Origin of the sequence: Nocardiopsis alborubida, from assembly GCF_012396365.1 — a bacterium.
Taxonomy (GTDB): Bacteria; Actinomycetota; Actinomycetes; order Streptosporangiales; family Streptosporangiaceae; genus Nocardiopsis; species Nocardiopsis alborubida.
Map to the genome: position 1 here is coordinate 1 of NZ_JAAXPG010000007.1, position 17,043 is coordinate 17,043.

Here is a 17,043-nt window from a genome sequence, read left to right on the forward strand (position 1 = left end):
GTTCGGTGGCAGGAAGGGTGGGGTGGGCGACCTTGCGGCCGTGGGGGTGGGGGCGCTGGGATGGGTGGCATGGGGCACGAGGTGGTCATCGTCGTCTTCGACGGTGTGCAGAGTCTGGACGTGACGGGGCCGTTGGAGGTGTTCTGCGGTGCCGCTCAGGCGCAGGGGGCGCGTTACCGGGTGCGTACGGCGTCGTTGGGCGGTGGGGCGGTGACCTCTTCCAGCGGGTTGGGGTTGGTGCCGTCGGTGGCGTTGGAGCGGGTGGGGCGTGTGGACACGTTGGTGGTGCCGGGGGGTGAGGGGACCCGGCGCCCGGACGTGGGGTTGGTGGAGTGGTTGCGGGTGCACAGCGGTGGCGTGGGGCGGGTGGCGTCGGTGTGCACGGGGGCGTTCCTGCTGGCGCGGGCGGGGGTGTTGGACGGGTTGCGGGCCACGACGCACTGGGCGCACTGCGAGCGGTTGGCGCGGGAGTTTCCGCGGGTGCGGGTGGAGTCCGAGCCGATCTTCGTGCGTCAGGGGCGGGTGGTGACGTCGGCGGGGGTGTCTGCGGGGGTGGACCTGGCGTTGGCGTTGGTGGAGGAGGACCTGGGGCGTCAGGTGGCGTTGGCGGTTGCGCGTCATCTGGTGGTGTTCCTGCGCCGTCCGGGGGGTCAGGCGCAGTTCTCCGCGCAGTTGTCGGCGCAGGTGGCGCAGCGCCCGGCGGTGCGGGAGGTGCAGCACTGGATCGCCGAGCATCCCGAGTGTGAGGCGTCGGTGGAGGCGTTGGCGCGGCGGGTGGGGTTGTCTGCGCGTCAGTTCGCGCGGGTGTTCGCGCGGGAGGTGGGGTGTACGCCGGGTCGGTACGTGGAGCGGGTGCGGTTGGAGGCGGCGCGGCGGTGGTTGGAGGAGGGGGAGGCGTCGGTGGTGGCGGTGGCGCGGAGGTGTGGGTTCGGCACGGCTGAGGCGATGCGGCGGTCGTTCGTGCGCAATCTGGGGTGTCCTCCGGCGGAGTACCGGGCCCGTTTTCGGGGCGTGTGAGCGAGGTGTCCTCGCCGGTGGCGGTGGGGCGGAGGAAGGGTGTGGTGTGCGGTGCGTGCGGCGATCGTTTTGTTCGAGGGTGTGACCCTGTTGGACGCGGTGGGCCCCTATGAGATGTGGGCGGGGTTGCCTGGGGTGGAGGTGGTGTTCGTGGGTGCTGAGCGCGGGCCGGTGCGCGACAGTGGCGGGCGGGGAGCCCTGGTGGCCGACGCCGCGTTCGGGGAGGTGGGGGAGGCCGATGTGGTGTGTGTGCCGGGCGGCCCGGGGCAGGTGCGGCACATGCGGGGCGGCCCTCTGGTGGAGTGGGTGCGGGGGGTGGATGCCACCAGCAGGTGGACGACGTCGGTGTGCACGGGGTCGCTGATCCTGGCCGCGGCGGGGTTGTTGCGGGGCAGGCGGGCGACCTCGCACTGGTTGGCGGTGGAGCAGTTGGGGCGCTGGGGTGCGCTTCCCGTGAAGGAGCGGGTGGTGGCGGACGGCAGGTATGTCACCGCCGCCGGGGTGTCGGCGGGCATCGACATGGGGTTGGTGCTGGCCGAGCGGATGGCGGGGCGGGAGGTGGCGCAGCTGGTGCAGTTGGCCACCGAGTACGACCCGAGGCCGCCGTGGGAGGCGGGGTCGCCGCGGACCGCTCCGCCGGAGCTGGTGGCGCGTGCGCGTGCGCACTCGCGGTTCCTGTTGGAAGGCGCGTGAGCACTGCCCCCGGATGCCGGTGAGGCAATGGGGGGTGAGCACGGTCACGGGGCGGCGGGTGCGGGGGTGGGGTAGGAACACCGCACCTGTTTCCCCCCGAGGTGTAAGGAGTGTGTGGCCGTGGAGCATGTCGCCGCCGTGGATGCCAACGTGGACAGCATCGTGAGGCAGTACCGGGGTTTCGCGGACGGCTACGCCCAGGACGCGGCTCCGGCGTACGCGCGTATCGCCCGGGCCCTGGTCGAGGATGAGCGGGTGCTGGAGCTGGTGGCCTCCCTGCCCGCGGGCAACAAGCGCCAGCCCAACCTGTTGCTGGGTGCGGTGCGGTTCCTGGGTGGGCCGGTGGGTGAGTGGGCGGATTTTCGCGCTTGGCTCCTGGGGCACTGGGAGGCGGTGCGCACGGTGGTGTTGGAGCGCTACACCCAGACCAACGAGGTGCGCCGGTGCGCCACCCTGCTGCCCGTGCTGTCCTTGTTGGAGGGGCCGTTGGCGCTGGTGGAGGTGGGGGCGTCGGCGGGGTTGTGCCTGTACCCGGACCGGTACCGCTACTCCTTCGACGGTGGGGCGCCGATCGGTCCGGAGCGGAGTCCGGTGTTGCTTGAGTGTGCGACCTCGGGTGCGGTTCCGGTGCCCGAGCGGGTGCCGCGGGTGGTGTGGCGGGCGGGGATCGACCTGAACCCGTTGGACGTGCGCCGCGAGGAGGACGTGCGGTGGTTGGAGGCGCTGATCTGGCCGGGGCCCTATGAGGAGCAGCGGAGGGAGCGGTTGCGGGCGGCGGCGCGGGTGGCGGCGGCCGAGCCGCCGCTGTTGGTGGCCGGTGACCTGGTGGAGGAGTTGCGGGCGGTGGCGGCGCGGGTGCCCGCGGGGGCGCGGTTGGTGGTGATGCACAGCGCGGTGCTGGCCTATCTGGACGAGGCTTCGCGGGATGCGTTCGTGGAGGCGGTGCGGGGGTTGGACGGGCACTGGGTGTCGAACGAGGGTGCGCGGGTGCTGCCCGGGCTGGAGGGTCCGCGTCCGCGGGTGGACACCGATTTCGCGTTGGCGTTGGACGGGCGTGTGGTGGCCTTCGCCGGTGAGCACGGGCAGCGGTTGACCTGGGCGGGTTGAGGCGGATGGTGTGCGGCCCCGCCCCCGAACGCCTGGGGGAGGGGCCGCTGTCCGGGGCGTTCCTGTGGGGACCGGCCCGGGTCACTCGCGGGTTGCTCGGCGCCTGGTGGGGCGCTCCTTGCCAGCATCTTCGGCCCGAGTTGTCGGCGCGGCGGGGTTTTCGCTCATGTGGCCAGGTCCAGCCATTGTCCGACGGCCAGTACGCGCGTGCGCCGTCCGGCGTGCGCGCGGAACTCCTTCTCCGGGTCGCGGACCTCGGCGTAGCCCGCGATCTTGTGCGGCTGCTGTGCCTCGTAGTGCATCGGCACCGCGTACCGGGCGTCGAGGATCTCCGCGGCCGCGGCGGCCTGTCTGGGGTCCATCGCGGCGGGCAGTGGGCTCGGCGGTTGCAGGTGCGGTGCGTCGACCACCGCGCCGTTGGCGGGTAGGAACGCCGCGTCGAAGGGGCTGAAGCGGCGTGCGATGAGCCACCAGTAGCCGTGGAACATCGTGTCGCCGCCGTGGAAGAGCCGCTGCCCGTCGGCCTGCACCACCCAGTTCAGCTGTGGGTCGCCCAGTCCGTCGACGGCGGGGACCGCGGTGACGCGGAAGGGTCCGATCTCGCGGGTGGACCAGGCGTCCACGGTCTCGTTGGTCAGCCGGTGCAGGGCCAGTTCGCGTTCGGCCGCCAGTGTCGTCACGTTGTCCACGTCGTCGCCGTGTCCGGGTGCCGGTCGCAGCACCGGCGCCCCCGGTGTGAGTGCGTTGGCGAGGGCGGAGGCGTCGGTGTGGTCCCGGTGCAGGTGGGTGAGCAGTGCGGCGGTGGCCTTTCCGCTCGGCGCCGTCAGCCCCTCACCGCCCTTCCAGCCCGTGAACAGTGGCGAGAGGTCGTGCACGTGGTCGATCACCAGTCGTTCGCGGCCCGCCTGGATCTCCAGTCCGGCCCAGCCCAGTCGTCGTACCCGCATCTCGCACTCCTTCGTCCTGGTGGTTGCGGCAGAACTTAGCGTACGTTCGTTCACTAAAGCAATAGCGAACGAACGTACGCTATCCTCGTCGCATGTCACCACGACGCTCAGCGGCCGAGGCGCAGGCCACCAGGGGCCGCATCCTCAGCCGCGCCGCCGAGATCGCCTCCGAGGAAGGGCTGGAGGGCATCACCATCGGCCTGCTCGCCCAGGAACTGGAGATGAGCAAGTCCGGGGTGCACAAGCACTTCGGCAGCAAGGAGACGCTCCAGATCTCCACGCTGGACAAGGCTTTCGTGGACTTTTGGCACCGGGTGGTCGAGCCCGCGCTGGCCGAGCCGCCAGGTCTGCGACGGCTGCGCGCGGTGTGCGCCAACTCCGTGGGCTACCTGGAGGCGCCGCTGCTGCCCGGCGGCTGCCTGATGAGCGCGGCGATCACCGAGTACGACGGCCGCCCCGGCCCGGTCCGCGACGCGGTGGCCCAGGTGTGGTCGCGCTGGCGGGAGCAACTGCGGGCGGACCTGACCACGGCGGTGGAGAGCGGCGAGCTGCCCGCCGGGTTCGACATCGACCAGGCGCTGTTCGAGATCATCGCCGCCGGGCTGGCGCTGAACGCGGCCATGCAGCTCCAGCACGACGGGGCGGCCGCGGGCCGGGCCCGGCGCGCGATCGAGCGGGCGCTGGACCAGTCCTGAGCGCACGCCGCACCGGACCCCGCAGGGCCGGTGCGGCCCCGCCCCCGAGCGTGGGGGCGGGGCCGCACGCCTACCAGGGGTGGGGGTGGGCGTCGACCTCGGCGATGAGCCGGGCCTTGCGTTCGGGGGGCAGGAAGGAGGCGGTGAAGGAGTTGCGGGCGAGCTGGCGCAGCTGGTCGGCGTCCAGGCCCAGGTGGGTGTGCAGGGCCTGGTAGTTGTCGTGGACGTAGCCGCCGAAGTAGGAGGGGTCGTCGGAGTTGACGGTCACGAGCAGTCCGGCGTCCATCAGGGCGGGCAGCGGGTGCTGGGCCAGGTCGGGTACGGCGCGCAGGCGCACGTTGGACAGCGGGCACACGGTCAGCGGGATCTGGGTGGCGGCCAGGTGGGCGACCAGGCCGGGGTCCTCCAGGCAGCGGATGCCGTGGTCGATGCGTTCGACGCCCAGGAGGTTGAAGGCCTGCCAGACGTAGGAGGCGGGGCCCTCCTCCCCGGCGTGGGCGACGCGGCGCAGGCCCAGGTCGCGGGCGGCGGCGAAGACCTCGGTGAACTTCTCGGGCGGGTGGCCGACCTCAGCCGAGTCCAGGCCGACGGCGCTGATGTGTTCCAGGTGGGGGCGGGCCTGGTGGAGGGTGTCCAGGGCCTCGGCGGCGGGGAGGTCGCGCAGGAAGCACAGGATCAGGCTGGTGCTGATGCCGTGGGTGTGTTCGCTGGTCTTCAGGGCGGCCGTCAGGCCGTTGACGACGGTGTCCAGGGCGACACCGCGGCCGGTGTGGGCCTGGGGGTCGAAGAAGATCTCGGCGTGGCGTACGCCCTGGGCGGCGGCGCGGTCGAGGTAGGCGCTGGCCAGGTCGGTGAAGTCGGCCTCGGTGCGCAGGACGTCCATGAGGGCGTAGTACAGGTCCAGGAAGGACTGCAGGTCGGTGAAGGAGTAGGCGCGGCGCAGGGAGTCGACGTCGGGGTGGGGCAGGGTCAGGCCGTTGCGTCGGGCCAGGGTGAAGGCCAGTTCGGGCTCCAGGGTGCCTTCGATGTGGACGTGGAGTTCGGCCTTGGGGATGGGCATGGCGGTGGTCGCTGCCTTTGCGGTCGGGGTTGTGTGTTGGCCATTGTGGCTGATGGGTGGGGGCGCCCTGGCCGGGTCGGAGTGGGGCGTGGAGCACAGGTGAGGGCCCGGCCGCGCGGGGTGCGGGGCCGGGCCGGGTGGGCGCGCGGGTTACTTGCGGCCTGGGCGGTCGTCGCGGCCGGGGGTCCAGTTCAGGGCGCTGGCGCGTTCCATGAACTCCTCGACGGTCAGGTCGCCGCGGGCGAAGCGGTCGGCCAGGGTGCGGCGGGCCTCCTCTTCGGGTGAGGCGGGGTGCGGCGCCCAGGGCGGGCGGTGGCCGCGGCGGGTCAGGACGAAGGCCAGCGCGCCGATGAGGGCGATGGTGAGCAGGAAGAACATCAGGGCTCCGGGGACGAAGGCGGGCGGCCCCTGCCCCCAGTGGGGGTGGGCGGCCAGGGCGGTTGCTGTGGCGATGGTGTCCATGGGTTCACTGTGTCCGGGGCGGGGGGTCGCGGTCGTCACCCCGAGGGCGACACCTGCGCTGCGCTCGGGTGCGTAGGGCGCCTACGCCTGTGGTGTCACGACAGGGCGGGGGTGGGCGGCCTAGGGTCGTGGTGTGAGTGGTGACAGGCGTGTGCGCCGGGTGGTCGGGGATCTGGTGCTGGGTGTGGTGCTGGGCGCGGTGTCGGTGGGGTTCGTGCGCGGCCAGCTGGCGTGGCAGCGGCGCGGGGGCGGGCACGGCCCCTGGCGGGGCGGGCCGCCTGCGGGGTGGGATGTGGACTGGGGTGCGGTGGTGGTGCCCTGGTCGGTGTGGGTGGGCGTGGGGGTGTTGGTGTGCGCGGTGGCGGTGCGCCGTGTGTGGCCGGTGGCGGCGTTGGTGGTGGCCGCGGTGGGCGCGGCGGTGTTCGTGGGGGCGGGCCACCTGTTGGGGCCGGTGTTGGTGTTGCCCGCGCTGGTGGTGTTCTCGGCCGCGATCCGGTTGGGTGCGGGGGTGTTCTTGGCGTGGACGGCGCCGTTGGTGGTGGCGGTGGGGGTGGCCTCGCGGGTGCGTGAGCCCTGGTGGGGGTTGGCGGACGGCGGTGCTGTGGTGGGGGTGGTGTTCGCGGTGGGGGCGATGGCCTTTCCCGCGGGCGGCGGGATGTTCGTGCGTGCGCGGCGTGAGGCGCGCCGTCGCCAGCGCCAGGAGGAGGTGGAGCGGCACCGTTACGAGGAGCGGTTGCGTATCGCCCGGGAGGTGCACGATCTGGTGGGGCACAGCCTGTCGGTGATCAGTATGCAGGCGTCGGTGGCCCTGCACGTGGTGGATCGTCGGCCCGAGCAGGCGTCGGTGGCGTTGGCGGCGATCCGTGAGAGCAGCCGGTCGGCCCTGGAGGAGTTGCGGGGCACGCTGGCGGTGTTTCGGGGCGGGGCCGAGGTGGCGGGGCGGGGTCCGTTGCCGGGGTTGGGGCGTGTGGAGGCGTTGGTGGGGGAGTTGCGCGGGGCGGGGCGTCAGGTGGAGGTGGTGTGGGAGGGGGAGGCGGTGCGGGTGCCCGCGGCGGTGGACCACGCGGCGTTTCGGATCGTGCAGGAGGCGTTGACGAACGTGGTGCGCCATGGCGGTGAGGGCGCGTCGGCGCGGGTGCGGGTGGTGTACGGGGCCCAGGAGGTGCAGGTGTGGGTGGCCGATGAGGGAGTGGGTGTGGTGGGGCCGGTGCGTGAGGGGTCGGGGATCGCGGGGATGCGTGAGCGCGCGCGTGCGGTGGGCGGGTCGGTGACGGTGGGGTCCGGTGAGGGTGGCGGGTTCGTGGTGGGGGCGTCGCTGCCGTTGGGCGGTGAGCGGTGAGCGTGCGGGTGGTGGTCGCTGATGACCAGGCGTTGGTGCGGATGGGGTTGCGGGTGCTGCTGGAGGGGGAGGCGGACCTGGAGTTGGTGGGTGAGGCCTGTGACGGTGGTGAGGCGGTGGAGTTGGTGCGCCGGCTGCGTCCGGATGTGGTGTTGATGGACGTGCGGATGCCGGTGGTGGACGGGTTGGAGGCGTTGCGGCGGATCGCCGGGGAGGAGGCGCTGGCGCACACCCGGGTGGTGGTGTTGACGACGTTCGAACTGGATGAATACGTGTTCGAGGCGTTGCGTGCGGGGGCGTCGGGGTTCTTGATCAAGGACAGCGACCCGCAGGAGATGTTGGCGGCGGTGCGGGCGGCGGCGCGGGGCGAGGCGTTGTTGTCGCCGTCGGTGACGCGGCGGGTGGTGGCGGCGTTCGTCTCGCGTGAGCCGGGCGGGGGTCGGGTGCCGCGGTTGGAGGTGTTGACCGAGCGTGAGCGCGAGGTGGTGGGGTTGGTGGGTGAGGGGTTGAGCAACGAGGAGATCGCGGCCCGTTTGGTGGTCTCCCCGGCGACGGCGCGCACGCACGTGAGCCGGGCGATGGTGAAACTGGGGGCCCGGGACCGGGCGCAGTTGGTGGTGTTCGCCTTCCGGGCGGGGCTGGTGCGCTGAAGGGGACGCCGGGTAGGTTCGGCGGCGACCGTGTCGGGTGCGTCGAAGGGGTTGGCCGGATGGGCGTGGATGTGGCTGCGGTGCGGGCGGATACTCCTGGGGCTGAGGAGGCGGCGCATCTGGACAACGCGGGGTCGTCGTTGCCGCCGGAGGTGGTGGTGGAGGCGGTGGTGGAGCACCTGCGTCTGGAGGCGCGGGTGGGGGGTTATGCGGCGGCCGAGTCGGCGCAGGCGCGGGTGGAGGGGTTCTACACCGCCGCGGCGCGGTTGGTGGGTGCGCGCCCCGAGGAGATCGCGTTCACCGAGAGTGCGACGCGGGCGTGGGAGTTGGCGTTCGGGTCGGTGGTCTTCGCCGAGGGGGAGCGGGTGCTGACCACGGCCAGTGAGTACCCCAGTAACGCGTTGGGGATGGTCAAGGCGGCCCGTGAACGGGGTGTGCGGGTGCAGGTGGTGCCCGACGACGCCGACGGGGTGATGGATGTGGGGGCGTTGGAGCGCGAGTTGGAGCGGGGCGGGGTGCGGGTGGTGGCGCTCAACCACATGCCCACGCACAACGGGCTGGTCAACCCGGCTGAGCGGATCGGGGCGCTGTGCCGCAGGTTCGGGGTGTTGTTCGTGTTGGACGCGTGCCAGTCGGCGGGCCAGTGGGATCTGGACGTGGAGCGGCTGGGGTGTGACGTGTTGGCGGTGACGGGGCGCAAGTTCCTGCGCGGGCCGCGGGGGACGGGGTTCGTGTACGCGCGGTCGGGGGCGGATCTGGGGGAGCCGCCGGTGGTGGACGTGACGTCGGCGCACTGGGAGGGGCAGGGGTACCGGGTGCGCGCGGACGCGCGTCGTTTCGAGAGTTTTGAGCGCAACGTGGCCGGTCAGATCGGGTTGGGTGTGGCCGTGGACTACGCGTTGGCGGTGGGGATGGAGTCGATCCGGGAGCGGGTGGGCGCGTTGGCCGAGCAGGCCCGGGACCGGTTGGGGCGCCTGGCGGGGGTGCGGGTGCTGGACCGGGGGCTGGTGCGGTCGGGGATCGTGACCTTCGCGGTGGAGGGTGTGGCGGCCGAGGTGGTGCGTGCGGCGCTGGGGGAGGCCGGGGTGCGGGTGAGCGTGTCGCGGTTGTGGAACCAGGTGTGGGAGGACGGTGTGGGGGTGGACGAGGCGGTGCGGGCCTCGGTGCACTACTTCAACACCGAGGCCGAGGTGGAGGCGTTGGCGGGCGCGGTCAAGGGGTTGTAGGCGCGCTTTCGCGTGTGGTGCGCGGCGGCCGTGTCCGGGTGTGCGGTGGGTGTTCTCGGGGCGGGGGTCCTCACCGCGTCCCTGAGGGGGTGGGGGGAGAAGCCGGTGCTCCCGGGGCTGGAGCCCGGGCGCGGTGGGGGTGTGCCTGTAAGGGACGGGGCCGGTGTCCCTTAGTGGGCGGCGGGTTGCGGTGTCGGCAAAGCCCCGGGGGCGGTGCGGGTTCCTTCCCCGATGACGGCGGGGCCGGGACGTTGAAGGATCAGGGGCATGACTACCCCCGAACGCGGTTGGACCGCGGTGGTTCTTCCTCTTGTGCTCACGCTCGCCTGTACGTTCGCCGTGCCCCTGGTGGGCCAGCCTTTCGGCGCCCTGCTCGTGGTGCTCGCGGTCTACCTGTGGCGCCGTTGGGCGCGCCGCCCCTGGGCCGGGGTGGGGTTGGGGCTGACGTGGTCGGCGCTGCCCCTGTTTCTTGTGGGGGTGGGTGTGACGGTCGCGGTGCTGGTGGGCGCCAACGCCGTCTCGGTCGCGCTGGGGGCGGCCCGGTGGGTGCCCTGGGTACCCGACGACCTGGCCTTCCTGCCCGTGGCGGTCGCGATCATCGTCCTCGTGCAGGCTTTGCCCGAGGAGTTGTTGTGGCGGGGCAATCTTCACGACGTGCTCGCGGAGCGGATGCCGACGGGCGCGGTGGTGGCGGTGACCTCGGTGCTCTTCGGCGCGGTGCACGTCTTCTCCCAGAGCCAGGCGCAGGGGGCGTGGGAGGTGGCCCTGTACGCGGTGGGGGCGATGGCGCTGGGGTTGGTCTGCGCCGCGGGCCGGGCCCGGACGGGCACCCTGTGGATGGCTGTGGGCGTGCACAGCGGCTTCTACTTCGCGAACGGCTTCTTTCCCACCGAGGGGATCGTCTACGGGGTCCAGTTGCTTGTGCAGATCGTGGCCATGGGGCTGTTCGGGCTGGTGGTCCTGGTCATGCCCCGCCGCGGGGCCGCGTGAGGCGGGGTCCGGCCGCGCCCGGGTGTTGACGGTGCCCTTGGGGCAGGGGCCACACTCGGGTCCCATGAGCACCCCACAGCCCCCCGAGGGGCTTTCGCGGGGGGAGTTCGCCCGTGCGAGCGGGCTCTCCCCCAAGGCGCTGCGGTTGTACGAGCGTTCGGGTCTGCTGGTGCCCCACCGGGTGGGCGCGGGCGGGCACCGCCTCTACCTCGGTGCGCAGGTGGAGCGGGCCCGGCGCATCCGTCTGCTGCGCCAGATGGACATGCCCCTGGCGGTGGTGGCCGAGGTGATGGCGCAGGAGCGCGGGCAGGCCCTGGAGCGGGCCGAGGCGTGGTGGCGGGCCCAGGAGGAGGCGCTGCGTTCGCGGCGCGCGGCCCTGGCCGAGCTGCGCCTGTCCTGGGGCGGGGTGGTCGAGCGGGGTCCGGAGCCGGTGTGGCGGGTGCGCCGCGAACGCGTGGGTGCGGTCAAGGTGGCGGCGGTCAGGGCCCGTACCGACCAGCAGAACCTGGTGGGGACCTTCCACGCGCGTGCGCAGGCGCTGCGCCGCCACCTGGTGGGGCAGGGGGCGCGCCCCGGCCCCGGGTTCTGGGTGCTCTACCACGGTGCGGTGACCCCGGACGGGCCCGCGCCGATCGAGGTGGCGGTGCCCTTCACCGGACACGCCGAGCCCGAGGGGGAGACGGTGATCCGTATGGAGGCCGCCCACGTGCGCGCGGTGTGCGAGGTGGCGCGCGGGGACTGCTTCTATCCGCGGATCCTGGGCGCCTACCGGGCGGTGGAGCGGTGGATGCTCCAGTGCGGTGCGCACGCGGTGGGGCCGTTGCGTGAGGTGTATGAGGCTTCCTGGGACGAGGTGGCCGAGGACGCGGTGTTCGCGCTGGTGGCGCGGCCGATGAGGGAGGCGGGACGCGGATGAGCACGGTGGGCGCGGGCGTGGAGAGGTGGGTGGCGCACACCCCCTACAGCGATCCGGGCGGGTATGCGCGGGTGCTGGCGGACCTGCCGGGGGACGTGGCCGGGTTGGGGCGGGTGCTGCGCGGGGCGGTGGTCCACTACCGCAGCGGCGGGAGGCCCGCCTTCACCGGGGCGCGGCTGGCGGAGATCGACCACCGGTGGGTGGAGGCGATGCTGGCCACCGACCAGGCCCGCTGCCCGGGCCCGTGGACGCGGGCCCGGGCGCAGCCGCTGGTGGGGTGCTGTCGTGACTTCGCGCTGGTGACGGTGGCGGCGCTGCGGGAGCGGGGGGTGGCGGCGCGCACCCGGGTGGGGTTCGCCTCCTACCTGAACGACGGGTTCTGGACCGACCACGTGGTGAGTGAGTACTGGGACGGCGGGCGGTGGGTGTGGGCGGACACCCAGTTGGATCCGGCGCGGCCGTGGCCGGTGGACGTCATGGACATCGCGCGCGCGTCTGAGGCGCGGGGCGCGGTCTTCGCCAGTGCGGCGCAGGTGTGGCTGGCCCACCGTCGGGGGCGGGTGGACGTCGACCGCTACGGGGTGCACCCGGATCTGCCGTGGCGGGGTGCGGGGTTCGTGCGTGCCTATGTGTTGCTGGAGTTGGCGCACCGCCAGGGCGAGGAGGTGTTGCTGTGGGACACCTGGGAGGCCATGGAGGCGGGGGATGACGGTGTGTTCGACGAGGTGGCGCGGTTGTTGGTGGCGGCGGACGGCGGGGACGGGGCCGCCGAGCGGGAGTTGGCCGCCTGGTACGCGCGCGATGGTCGGTTGAACCCGGGCGGGCGGGTGCTGTGCACGTCGCCGTCGGGTTTCGTGGGGTGGGTGGACCTGGAGCGGCGGGTGGTCGAGCCCGGGTGAGCGGGGGGAGGCCGCTCTTCCCCCCGTGCGGGAACGCCACGGTTCACACGAGCAGGGAGACCAGCAGTGCCGGTAGTACCAGGACGAGCATGAGGCATCCTCCCGCCGCCGGGGTGGCCCTTCGGGATGCCGTGGCCTCCATGTCCGCGATCATGTGCTGCTGGGCCGGGCACCCCGGGGTCACGACGTCCTCGTGGCTGAACACGCGGCAGGGCAGCCCCGTCATGAACTCGGCGTCGTACTGGCGCCCGCACAGGGAACAGTGGGGGTCGTTGGGTTTCACTGGTGCGTGTTCCTCTCGTCGGCGGGGGGTCTGTGCGGTGCGGCCGCGTTGGGTCGGCCGTGGGGCGGGGCTCCAAGGCTCCTCTCGGACAGGGGCGGGGCCGGTGCGGGTCCCGGCCGCCCGGGCGGTGGGTTCCTGCGGTCGGTGCGGGGAGGCGTGGTCTCCCCGGTGGGGGCGGCCTCGTGGCCGGGGCAGAGGTCGCGGTGGGCACGAGGGGGATCGCGGGTCCCCGGTGCGGTTCAGTCGCGGGTGGTCAGAAAGGTGTGTTCGCGTACGGCGGGGGTGGGCTTGCCGGTGAATGCCCCGGCCAGCAGGCGGCTCGCCCCCGGCAGGCCGGTCAGGCGCAGGGCGAGGCGGCGCAGGAGCAGCTGGGCGCGGGTGGGGGGCAGGAACCAGCGGGCGGTGCGGCGGGCGGCGCGCTGGCGCTGTTCGACCTCGGGGCGCCACTGCTGCTCGTAGCGGCCCAGCCCCTCCTCGACGGTGGGGGCCGAGGCCAGGTGTTCGGCCAGGACGAAGGCGCCGCCCACCGCCAGGGAGGCGCCCTGGCCCGCGAGCAGGGAGACCGCGCCGCAGGCGTCGCCGAGCAGGACGGTGCGCCCCCGGCTCCAGTGGGGCACCACGCTCTGGGAGACCTGGTCGTAGTAGACGTGTTCGGGGTCGGGGCAGTGCTGGAGGGCGCGGGGGACCAGCCAGCCCAGGTCGGCGTGGGTGCGGCGCAGTTCGGCGCGCGGGTCGGCGGGCCGGTCGGGGGTGGGGCTGCGGTGCACGGTGAAGGCGGCCACGCGGCCGTCGCGCAGCCCGTACAGGCCCATCTGTGCGCCGATGGTGTCGGTGAGGTAGAAGCCGCCGTCGACCCGGGCGTGGATGTCGGGGTCGGTGAAGACGAAGGCGGCGGTGTGGAAGCCCAGGTAGCGCAGGTGGTCGGTTTCGGAGCCGAAGACCTGGGTTCGCACGGTGGAGTGGATGCCGTCGGCGCCCACGAGCAGGTCGCCGGTCAGGGTGTGGCCGCCGGAGAGGGTGACCTCGACGGTGTCGCCGTGGTCCTGGACGCGGCTCAGGGCCGTGTCGTAGCGCACCTGTACGTCGGGGGGCAGGGTCTGGCGCAGGGCTCGTTCGAGGTCGGGGCGCATGAGGGAGACCACGCCCAGGTGGGAGAACTGTTGGATGCCCAGCCTGGCGCGGGGGGTGCCGTCGCGGTCGACGAAGGTGGCGTGGTCGATGTCGTAGCCGAGTTCGCGCAGGCGGGGCAGCAGGCCCATGAGTTCGGCGGCCTGGTGGCCGGGGCCGAAGAAGTCGATCATGTAGCCCTGGGCGCGGGGTCCGGGGGCCCGTTCGAGGACGGTGACCTGCCAGCCGTGGGTGTGCAGGCGGTGGGCCGCGGCCAGCCCGGCGATTCCGGCTCCGCAGACGATCGCTCTCATGGGTGTGCTCCTGGGGTGTGGTGGGTGAGCAGGCGGCGCAGGACGGGTTCGATCTCGGTGGAGGTCAGGTCCGGGGTGAGCGCGCGGTGCAGCAGGATGCCGTCCAGGGTCGCGGCCAGGACGGTGGCGGTCTGGCGGGGTTCGGGGACGTCGGCGTGGGTGAGCCAGTCGGTCAGGTGGCGGCGCATCAGGTCCAGGACGCCGGTGACGGCCTCGCGCAGTCCGGGGTCGCGGGTGGCGGCCAGGTAGGTCTCGGTGACCAGGCGGGAGGCGGGGTCGTCGCCGGGGTAGCGGTCCAGGTCGCGCAGGATCAGCGCGAGTCCCTGTTCGGGTGTGGTGGTGGGGCCCAGCAGGTGGGCGGCCTCCTCGACGATGGCGGTGATGGCCTGGGTGGCGGCCTGGGTGAGCAGGGCCTGGAGGGAGGGGAAGTGGTAGTGGACCAGGCCGGGGCCCACGCCCGCGCGTTCGGCGAGTGTGCGGGTGCTGACCGCTGACCAGCCGCGTTCGCTGATGAGTTCGGCCGCTGCCCGGATCAGGCGGCCTTTGACGTCCTCGCCGCGTGGGGCCATGTGCGTTCCGCTTCCTGGTGGGTTGCCTTGGGCATCTGTCTTGGGCGAACGTATTGGTCATTCGCCCAATTTCGAGGATGGCACAGCGCCCGCCCCGGGACAAGCCCCGGGGCGGGCGCGCACGAAAAACGGGGGGTGTGAGGTCCCCCGTGGTCCTCACACCCCCCGTTCGGCCTCGCCGGGTCAGGCGGTGGCGCCGCCCTGGCCCAGGAGGATCTTGCGCGGCTGGGCCTTGGCCGCGACCGGCACACGCAGGGTCAGGACGCCGTCGGTGTGGTCGGCCTCGATGTGCTCGGTGTCCAGGTCCTGGCCCAGGCGCAGGCGGCGGGTGAGGGCCCCGGTGGGGCGCTCACCGACCAGGACGCGGCCCTCCTCGGACCGCTCGGGGCGCTGGGCGCGGACGGTGAGCACCGAGCCCTCCACCTGCAGGTCGATGTCGTCGGCGGGCACGCCCGGCAGGTCGATCCGGACCAGGAGCGCGTCCTGGGTGCGCACCGCGTCCATGGCGGCGCCGAGCGGGGCGGGAGCGGTGGAGGCGGTGACGTCGAAGGGGATGGTGCGGGTGAGAAGCATGGAAGAACCCCCGAAAAACCTCGGCTTGATGCTGATGGACTCAAGTTTATTGACGGCTTAGGGTGCGTCAAGGTGGTGTGGGGCACCCCACACGCCGACGCCCCGGGCCCCGACGCGCGCGGGGTCCGGGACGTGGGACGCGCGCTCAGCGGGCGCGGGCCAGGGTGATGATCTCGGGGCTGGGCGCGGCCAGGGGCGAGCGGTCCCAGTCGCCGAACCGCTCGGTGGCCCGCAGACCGGCCCGCTCCAGCAGCGCGTCCAGATGGTCGGCTTCCACGAAGCGCAGGGTGCTCACGGTGCTCAGAGGGCTGGAGGAGTCGGAGCGGGTGGTGGTGCTGGTGAAGGTCACCAGCCCCTCGGGGGTGGGCGCGGCGGCGTCGTGGACGTCGGTCACGCGTACGCCGTCGGGGGTGGTGACCTGTTGCGGGTGGTCGGGGGTCCACCTCCGCCAGGCACGTGCGGCCGGGTTGCGGGTCTCGAAGGCCACCAGGCCGCCCGGAGCCAGGGCGCGGCGCATCGCCTCCAACGCGGCGGTGGTCTCCTCGTCGGTGCGCAGTTCCTGGAAGGCGTGTCCGGTCATGGTGACCAGGTCGAATCCGTCGTCCCAGGTCTGGGTGGACAGGTCGCCGCGCACCCAGGAGACGGCGTCGGTGCGCCCGCGGGCCACCTCCAGCATGGCCCGAGCCGGATCCAGACCCGTCAGGTGTCCGGTGTGGCCGCTGGTGCGGGCGCGGTGGAGCAGCCGGCCGGTGCCGCATCCCACGTCCAGCACACGCGGGGCGGCCATGACCAGGTCCAGGTAGAAGTCGTCGCCGGGCCCCCAGGGGTCGAGGATGTCGTAGAGGGCGGCGACGTCGGGGGAGTCGTAAGGGTTGTGGGGCATCGCGCCAGTGTGGCAGCGGCGTTCGGAGGCGGTCACCGTGTTTTCGCCCGCCCCGGTCCGCGTGGGAGGAGGCCACAGCCGGCGGGGCCGCCCACCGTGTGAGCGCACCTTCGCGCGTGGGGGGGCGGCACGGGGCCGGGCGCTGTGCCGTGGCCCGCCCTCCCCTGGCAGGGGAAGGGGCGGACCGCGGCGTGGACGGGCTTTCCCCGTGCCGTTGGGGGCCGGGGCCCGTTCCCGGGTGAACGCCCGCGGGGGGCGTCCTTTCACCAGGGCTGGAGCAGGGCCTTGGCGGCGCGTTCGGCGTCGTCGAGGGTGTTGTACAGGTGGAAGGAGAGTCGGGTGCGGCCCCCGCGCTCGGTGGTGACCACCCCGGCCCGGGCCAGGCGCTCGGTGGCGCCGGGCAGGTCGACGCTGGTGATGGCCGAGTGGGCGGGTTCCTGGCCCAGGGCCGCACGGAAGTGGTCGGCCAGGGCGGTGTTGTGCGCGCGCACCTTCTCCAGGCCCACCTCCAGCAGGACCCGGCTGGAGGCGGCGGCCGCCACGGCCGCGAACCAGTTGGGTGAGGTGTCGAAGGCGCGCGCGGTGGGCGCCAGGTCCATCCGGGTGGCGTACATGGCCGAGGCCGTGTCGCGGGCGGCGGCAGGACCGGCGTTGTTGGGGCGCAGCCGCGCGCGCAGACCGGGGGACAGGTAGGCCAGGGCCAGGCCGCGCGGGGTCATGAGCCACTTGTAGGCGGAGGCGATCAGGGCGTCGAAGGCGGTGGCGTCCAGGGGCGTCCAGCCGGCGGCCTGGGTGGCGTCGGCCACGACCAGGGCGCCGTGGGCGCGGGCGGCCGCGACGATGTCGCCGGTGGGGGCCAGGCGCCCGTCCGCCGACTGGACCGGGCTGAAGGCGACCAGGTGCGTGCGCGCGTCCACGGCCTGGGCCAGGCGGTCCAGGGGGACGGCCTCCACGGTGACGCCGCGGTCGGCCTGGGCGTGCCAGGGGAAGACGATCGAGGCGAAGTCCCCCTCGGGGACCAGGACGCGGGCGCCGTCGGGCAGGCTGGCGGCGATGGTCCCGGTGATCTGGGAGGTGCTGGTGCCCAGGGTGAGGTCGTCGGCGGGCGCGCCCACCAGGGCGGCGAGGTTGGTGCGGGCCTGTTCGAGTTCGCGCCCCCAGGCCCCGGGGTCTCCGGTGGCGGTGTGCCAGGAGTGCACCGCGCTGGCCAGGGCCTGGTGGGCGGGCGCGGGTGGAATGCCGTACTGGGCGGTGTTGAGCCAGACGGTGTCGGTGCTCCACAGGTCGGGGATGGTGTCGTCCATGGGCACCGA

Annotated in this window: 19 protein-coding genes; 10 read left to right on the forward strand and 9 right to left on the reverse strand. The window is 73.4% G+C overall.

Going from position 1 to position 17,043, the window contains the following annotated elements; translation table 11 throughout:
- Window positions 1-69 precede the first annotated feature (69 nt).
- From HGB44_RS08785 to HGB44_RS08795, 3 genes are all read left to right on the forward strand, one after another.
- Window positions 70-1,017, forward strand: a complete 948-nt coding sequence (locus tag HGB44_RS08785) for a GlxA family transcriptional regulator (protein WP_061081014.1) — start codon at window positions 70-72, stop codon at window positions 1,015-1,017.
- Window positions 1,018-1,068: 51 nt separating this feature from the next.
- Window positions 1,069-1,710, forward strand: coding sequence for a DJ-1/PfpI family protein (locus tag HGB44_RS08790; protein WP_061080986.1), 642 nt, complete (start codon window positions 1,069-1,071; stop codon window positions 1,708-1,710).
- A gap of 120 nt (window positions 1,711-1,830) precedes the next feature.
- Window positions 1,831-2,817 carry a DUF2332 domain-containing protein gene (locus HGB44_RS08795; protein ID WP_061080987.1) on the forward strand — a complete coding sequence of 329 codons (987 nt, stop codon included), beginning with the start codon at window positions 1,831-1,833 and terminating at the stop codon, window positions 2,815-2,817.
- Window positions 2,818-2,981: 164 nt separating this feature from the next.
- Here the strand turns inward: HGB44_RS08795 and HGB44_RS08800 are convergent, their stop codons facing one another.
- Window positions 2,982-3,764: an MBL fold metallo-hydrolase gene (locus HGB44_RS08800; protein ID WP_061080988.1), complete on the reverse strand. Its 783-nt coding sequence runs from the start codon at window positions 3,762-3,764 to the stop codon at window positions 2,982-2,984.
- Between the two features lie 92 nt (window positions 3,765-3,856).
- On the opposite strand from HGB44_RS08800, the gene HGB44_RS08805 reads away from it, so the two are divergent.
- Entirely contained in the window at window positions 3,857-4,459 is a 603-nt protein-coding gene (locus tag HGB44_RS08805) for a TetR/AcrR family transcriptional regulator (protein ID WP_061080989.1), read from the forward strand.
- A gap of 70 nt (window positions 4,460-4,529) precedes the next feature.
- On the opposite strand, the gene HGB44_RS08810 is transcribed toward HGB44_RS08805, so the two are convergent.
- Both HGB44_RS08810 and HGB44_RS08815 read right to left on the reverse strand, forming a co-directional pair.
- Complete coding sequence (locus HGB44_RS08810; protein WP_061080990.1) at window positions 4,530-5,519, reverse strand: adenosine deaminase; 990 nt, start codon at window positions 5,517-5,519, stop codon at window positions 4,530-4,532.
- Between the two features lie 150 nt (window positions 5,520-5,669).
- Window positions 5,670-5,981, reverse strand: coding sequence for an SHOCT domain-containing protein (locus HGB44_RS08815; protein WP_061080991.1), 312 nt, complete (start codon window positions 5,979-5,981; stop codon window positions 5,670-5,672).
- Between the two features lie 133 nt (window positions 5,982-6,114).
- Here HGB44_RS08815 and HGB44_RS08820 point away from each other — a divergent pair, with 133 nt between their 5' ends.
- The 6 genes from HGB44_RS08820 to HGB44_RS08845 all read left to right on the forward strand — a co-directional run bounded on the left by HGB44_RS08820 (window position 6,115) and on the right by HGB44_RS08845 (window position 12,001).
- Window positions 6,115-7,320 carry a sensor histidine kinase gene (locus HGB44_RS08820; RefSeq protein ID WP_231972459.1) on the forward strand — a complete coding sequence of 402 codons (1,206 nt, stop codon included), beginning with the start codon at window positions 6,115-6,117 and terminating at the stop codon, window positions 7,318-7,320.
- Window positions 7,317-7,970, forward strand: a complete 654-nt coding sequence (locus HGB44_RS08825) for a response regulator (protein ID WP_017567396.1) — start codon at window positions 7,317-7,319, stop codon at window positions 7,968-7,970. Before HGB44_RS08820 ends, HGB44_RS08825 begins: the two co-directional genes overlap by 4 nt.
- Before the next feature lie 59 nt (window positions 7,971-8,029).
- A complete protein-coding gene (locus HGB44_RS08830) occupies window positions 8,030-9,196 on the forward strand; it encodes an aminotransferase class V-fold PLP-dependent enzyme (protein ID WP_061080993.1) in 1,167 nt (388 codons plus the stop codon).
- Window positions 9,197-9,463: 267 nt separating this feature from the next.
- Complete coding sequence (locus HGB44_RS08835) at window positions 9,464-10,186, forward strand: CPBP family intramembrane glutamic endopeptidase (protein WP_061080994.1); 723 nt, start codon at window positions 9,464-9,466, stop codon at window positions 10,184-10,186.
- A 64-nt stretch (window positions 10,187-10,250) separates the two neighbouring features.
- Window positions 10,251-11,102, forward strand: coding sequence for a MerR family transcriptional regulator (locus HGB44_RS08840; protein ID WP_061080995.1), 852 nt, complete (start codon window positions 10,251-10,253; stop codon window positions 11,100-11,102).
- Entirely contained in the window at window positions 11,099-12,001 is a 903-nt protein-coding gene (locus HGB44_RS08845; RefSeq protein WP_061080996.1) for a transglutaminase domain-containing protein, read from the forward strand. The genes HGB44_RS08840 and HGB44_RS08845 overlap by 4 nt, the downstream gene beginning before the upstream one ends.
- A gap of 43 nt (window positions 12,002-12,044) precedes the next feature.
- Here the strand turns inward: HGB44_RS08845 and HGB44_RS08850 are convergent, their stop codons facing one another.
- The 6 genes from HGB44_RS08850 to HGB44_RS08875 all read right to left on the reverse strand — a co-directional run bounded on the left by HGB44_RS08850 (window position 12,045) and on the right by HGB44_RS08875 (window position 17,034).
- On the reverse strand, window positions 12,045-12,284 hold the full coding sequence (locus HGB44_RS08850; protein WP_061080997.1) for a hypothetical protein: 240 nt from the start codon (window positions 12,282-12,284) through the stop codon (window positions 12,045-12,047).
- Window positions 12,285-12,523: 239 nt separating this feature from the next.
- A complete protein-coding gene (locus tag HGB44_RS08855; RefSeq protein WP_061080998.1) occupies window positions 12,524-13,705 on the reverse strand; it encodes an FAD-dependent oxidoreductase in 1,182 nt (393 codons plus the stop codon).
- A complete protein-coding gene (locus tag HGB44_RS08860; protein ID WP_061080999.1) occupies window positions 13,702-14,274 on the reverse strand; it encodes a TetR/AcrR family transcriptional regulator in 573 nt (190 codons plus the stop codon). Before HGB44_RS08860 ends, HGB44_RS08855 begins: the two co-directional genes overlap by 4 nt.
- Window positions 14,275-14,457: 183 nt before the next feature.
- Window positions 14,458-14,847 (reverse strand): Hsp20/alpha crystallin family protein, encoded by a 390-nt coding sequence (locus tag HGB44_RS08865; RefSeq protein ID WP_061081000.1) that lies wholly within the window; start codon window positions 14,845-14,847, stop codon window positions 14,458-14,460.
- Window positions 14,848-14,992: 145 nt separating this feature from the next.
- The gene (locus HGB44_RS08870; RefSeq protein ID WP_061081001.1) at window positions 14,993-15,730 is read right to left on the reverse strand and encodes a class I SAM-dependent methyltransferase; all 738 of its coding nucleotides are present in this window, start codon (window positions 15,728-15,730) and stop codon (window positions 14,993-14,995) included.
- A 263-nt stretch (window positions 15,731-15,993) separates the two neighbouring features.
- Complete coding sequence (locus HGB44_RS08875; protein WP_061081002.1) at window positions 15,994-17,034, reverse strand: aminotransferase class V-fold PLP-dependent enzyme; 1,041 nt, start codon at window positions 17,032-17,034, stop codon at window positions 15,994-15,996.
- Between the last annotated feature and the right edge of the window lie 9 nt (window positions 17,035-17,043).

Bases quoted from the DNA above. Each gene is read 5' to 3' on its own strand.
- HGB44_RS08835 (WP_061080994.1), top strand. From the start codon at position 9,464: ATGACTACCCCCGAACGCGGTTGGACCGCGGTGGTTCTTCCTCTTGTG.
- HGB44_RS08875 (WP_061081002.1), bottom strand. From the start codon at position 17,034: ATGGACGACACCATCCCCGACCTGTGGAGCACCGACACCGTCTGGCTC.
- HGB44_RS08810 (WP_061080990.1), bottom strand. From the start codon at position 5,519: ATGCCCATCCCCAAGGCCGAACTCCACGTCCACATCGAAGGCACCCTG.
- HGB44_RS08830 (WP_061080993.1), top strand. From the start codon at position 8,030: ATGGGCGTGGATGTGGCTGCGGTGCGGGCGGATACTCCTGGGGCTGAG.
- HGB44_RS08840 (WP_061080995.1), top strand. From the start codon at position 10,251: ATGAGCACCCCACAGCCCCCCGAGGGGCTTTCGCGGGGGGAGTTCGCC.
- HGB44_RS08865 (WP_061081000.1), bottom strand. From the start codon at position 14,847: ATGCTTCTCACCCGCACCATCCCCTTCGACGTCACCGCCTCCACCGCT.
- HGB44_RS08855 (WP_061080998.1), bottom strand. From the start codon at position 13,705: ATGAGAGCGATCGTCTGCGGAGCCGGAATCGCCGGGCTGGCCGCGGCC.
- HGB44_RS08800 (WP_061080988.1), bottom strand. From the start codon at position 3,764: ATGCGGGTACGACGACTGGGCTGGGCCGGACTGGAGATCCAGGCGGGC.
- HGB44_RS08805 (WP_061080989.1), top strand. From the start codon at position 3,857: ATGTCACCACGACGCTCAGCGGCCGAGGCGCAGGCCACCAGGGGCCGC.
- HGB44_RS08815 (WP_061080991.1), bottom strand. From the start codon at position 5,981: ATGGACACCATCGCCACAGCAACCGCCCTGGCCGCCCACCCCCACTGG.
- HGB44_RS08845 (WP_061080996.1), top strand. From the start codon at position 11,099: ATGAGCACGGTGGGCGCGGGCGTGGAGAGGTGGGTGGCGCACACCCCC.
- HGB44_RS08860 (WP_061080999.1), bottom strand. From the start codon at position 14,274: ATGGCCCCACGCGGCGAGGACGTCAAAGGCCGCCTGATCCGGGCAGCG.
- HGB44_RS08785 (WP_061081014.1), top strand. From the start codon at position 70: ATGGGGCACGAGGTGGTCATCGTCGTCTTCGACGGTGTGCAGAGTCTG.
- HGB44_RS08870 (WP_061081001.1), bottom strand. From the start codon at position 15,730: ATGCCCCACAACCCTTACGACTCCCCCGACGTCGCCGCCCTCTACGAC.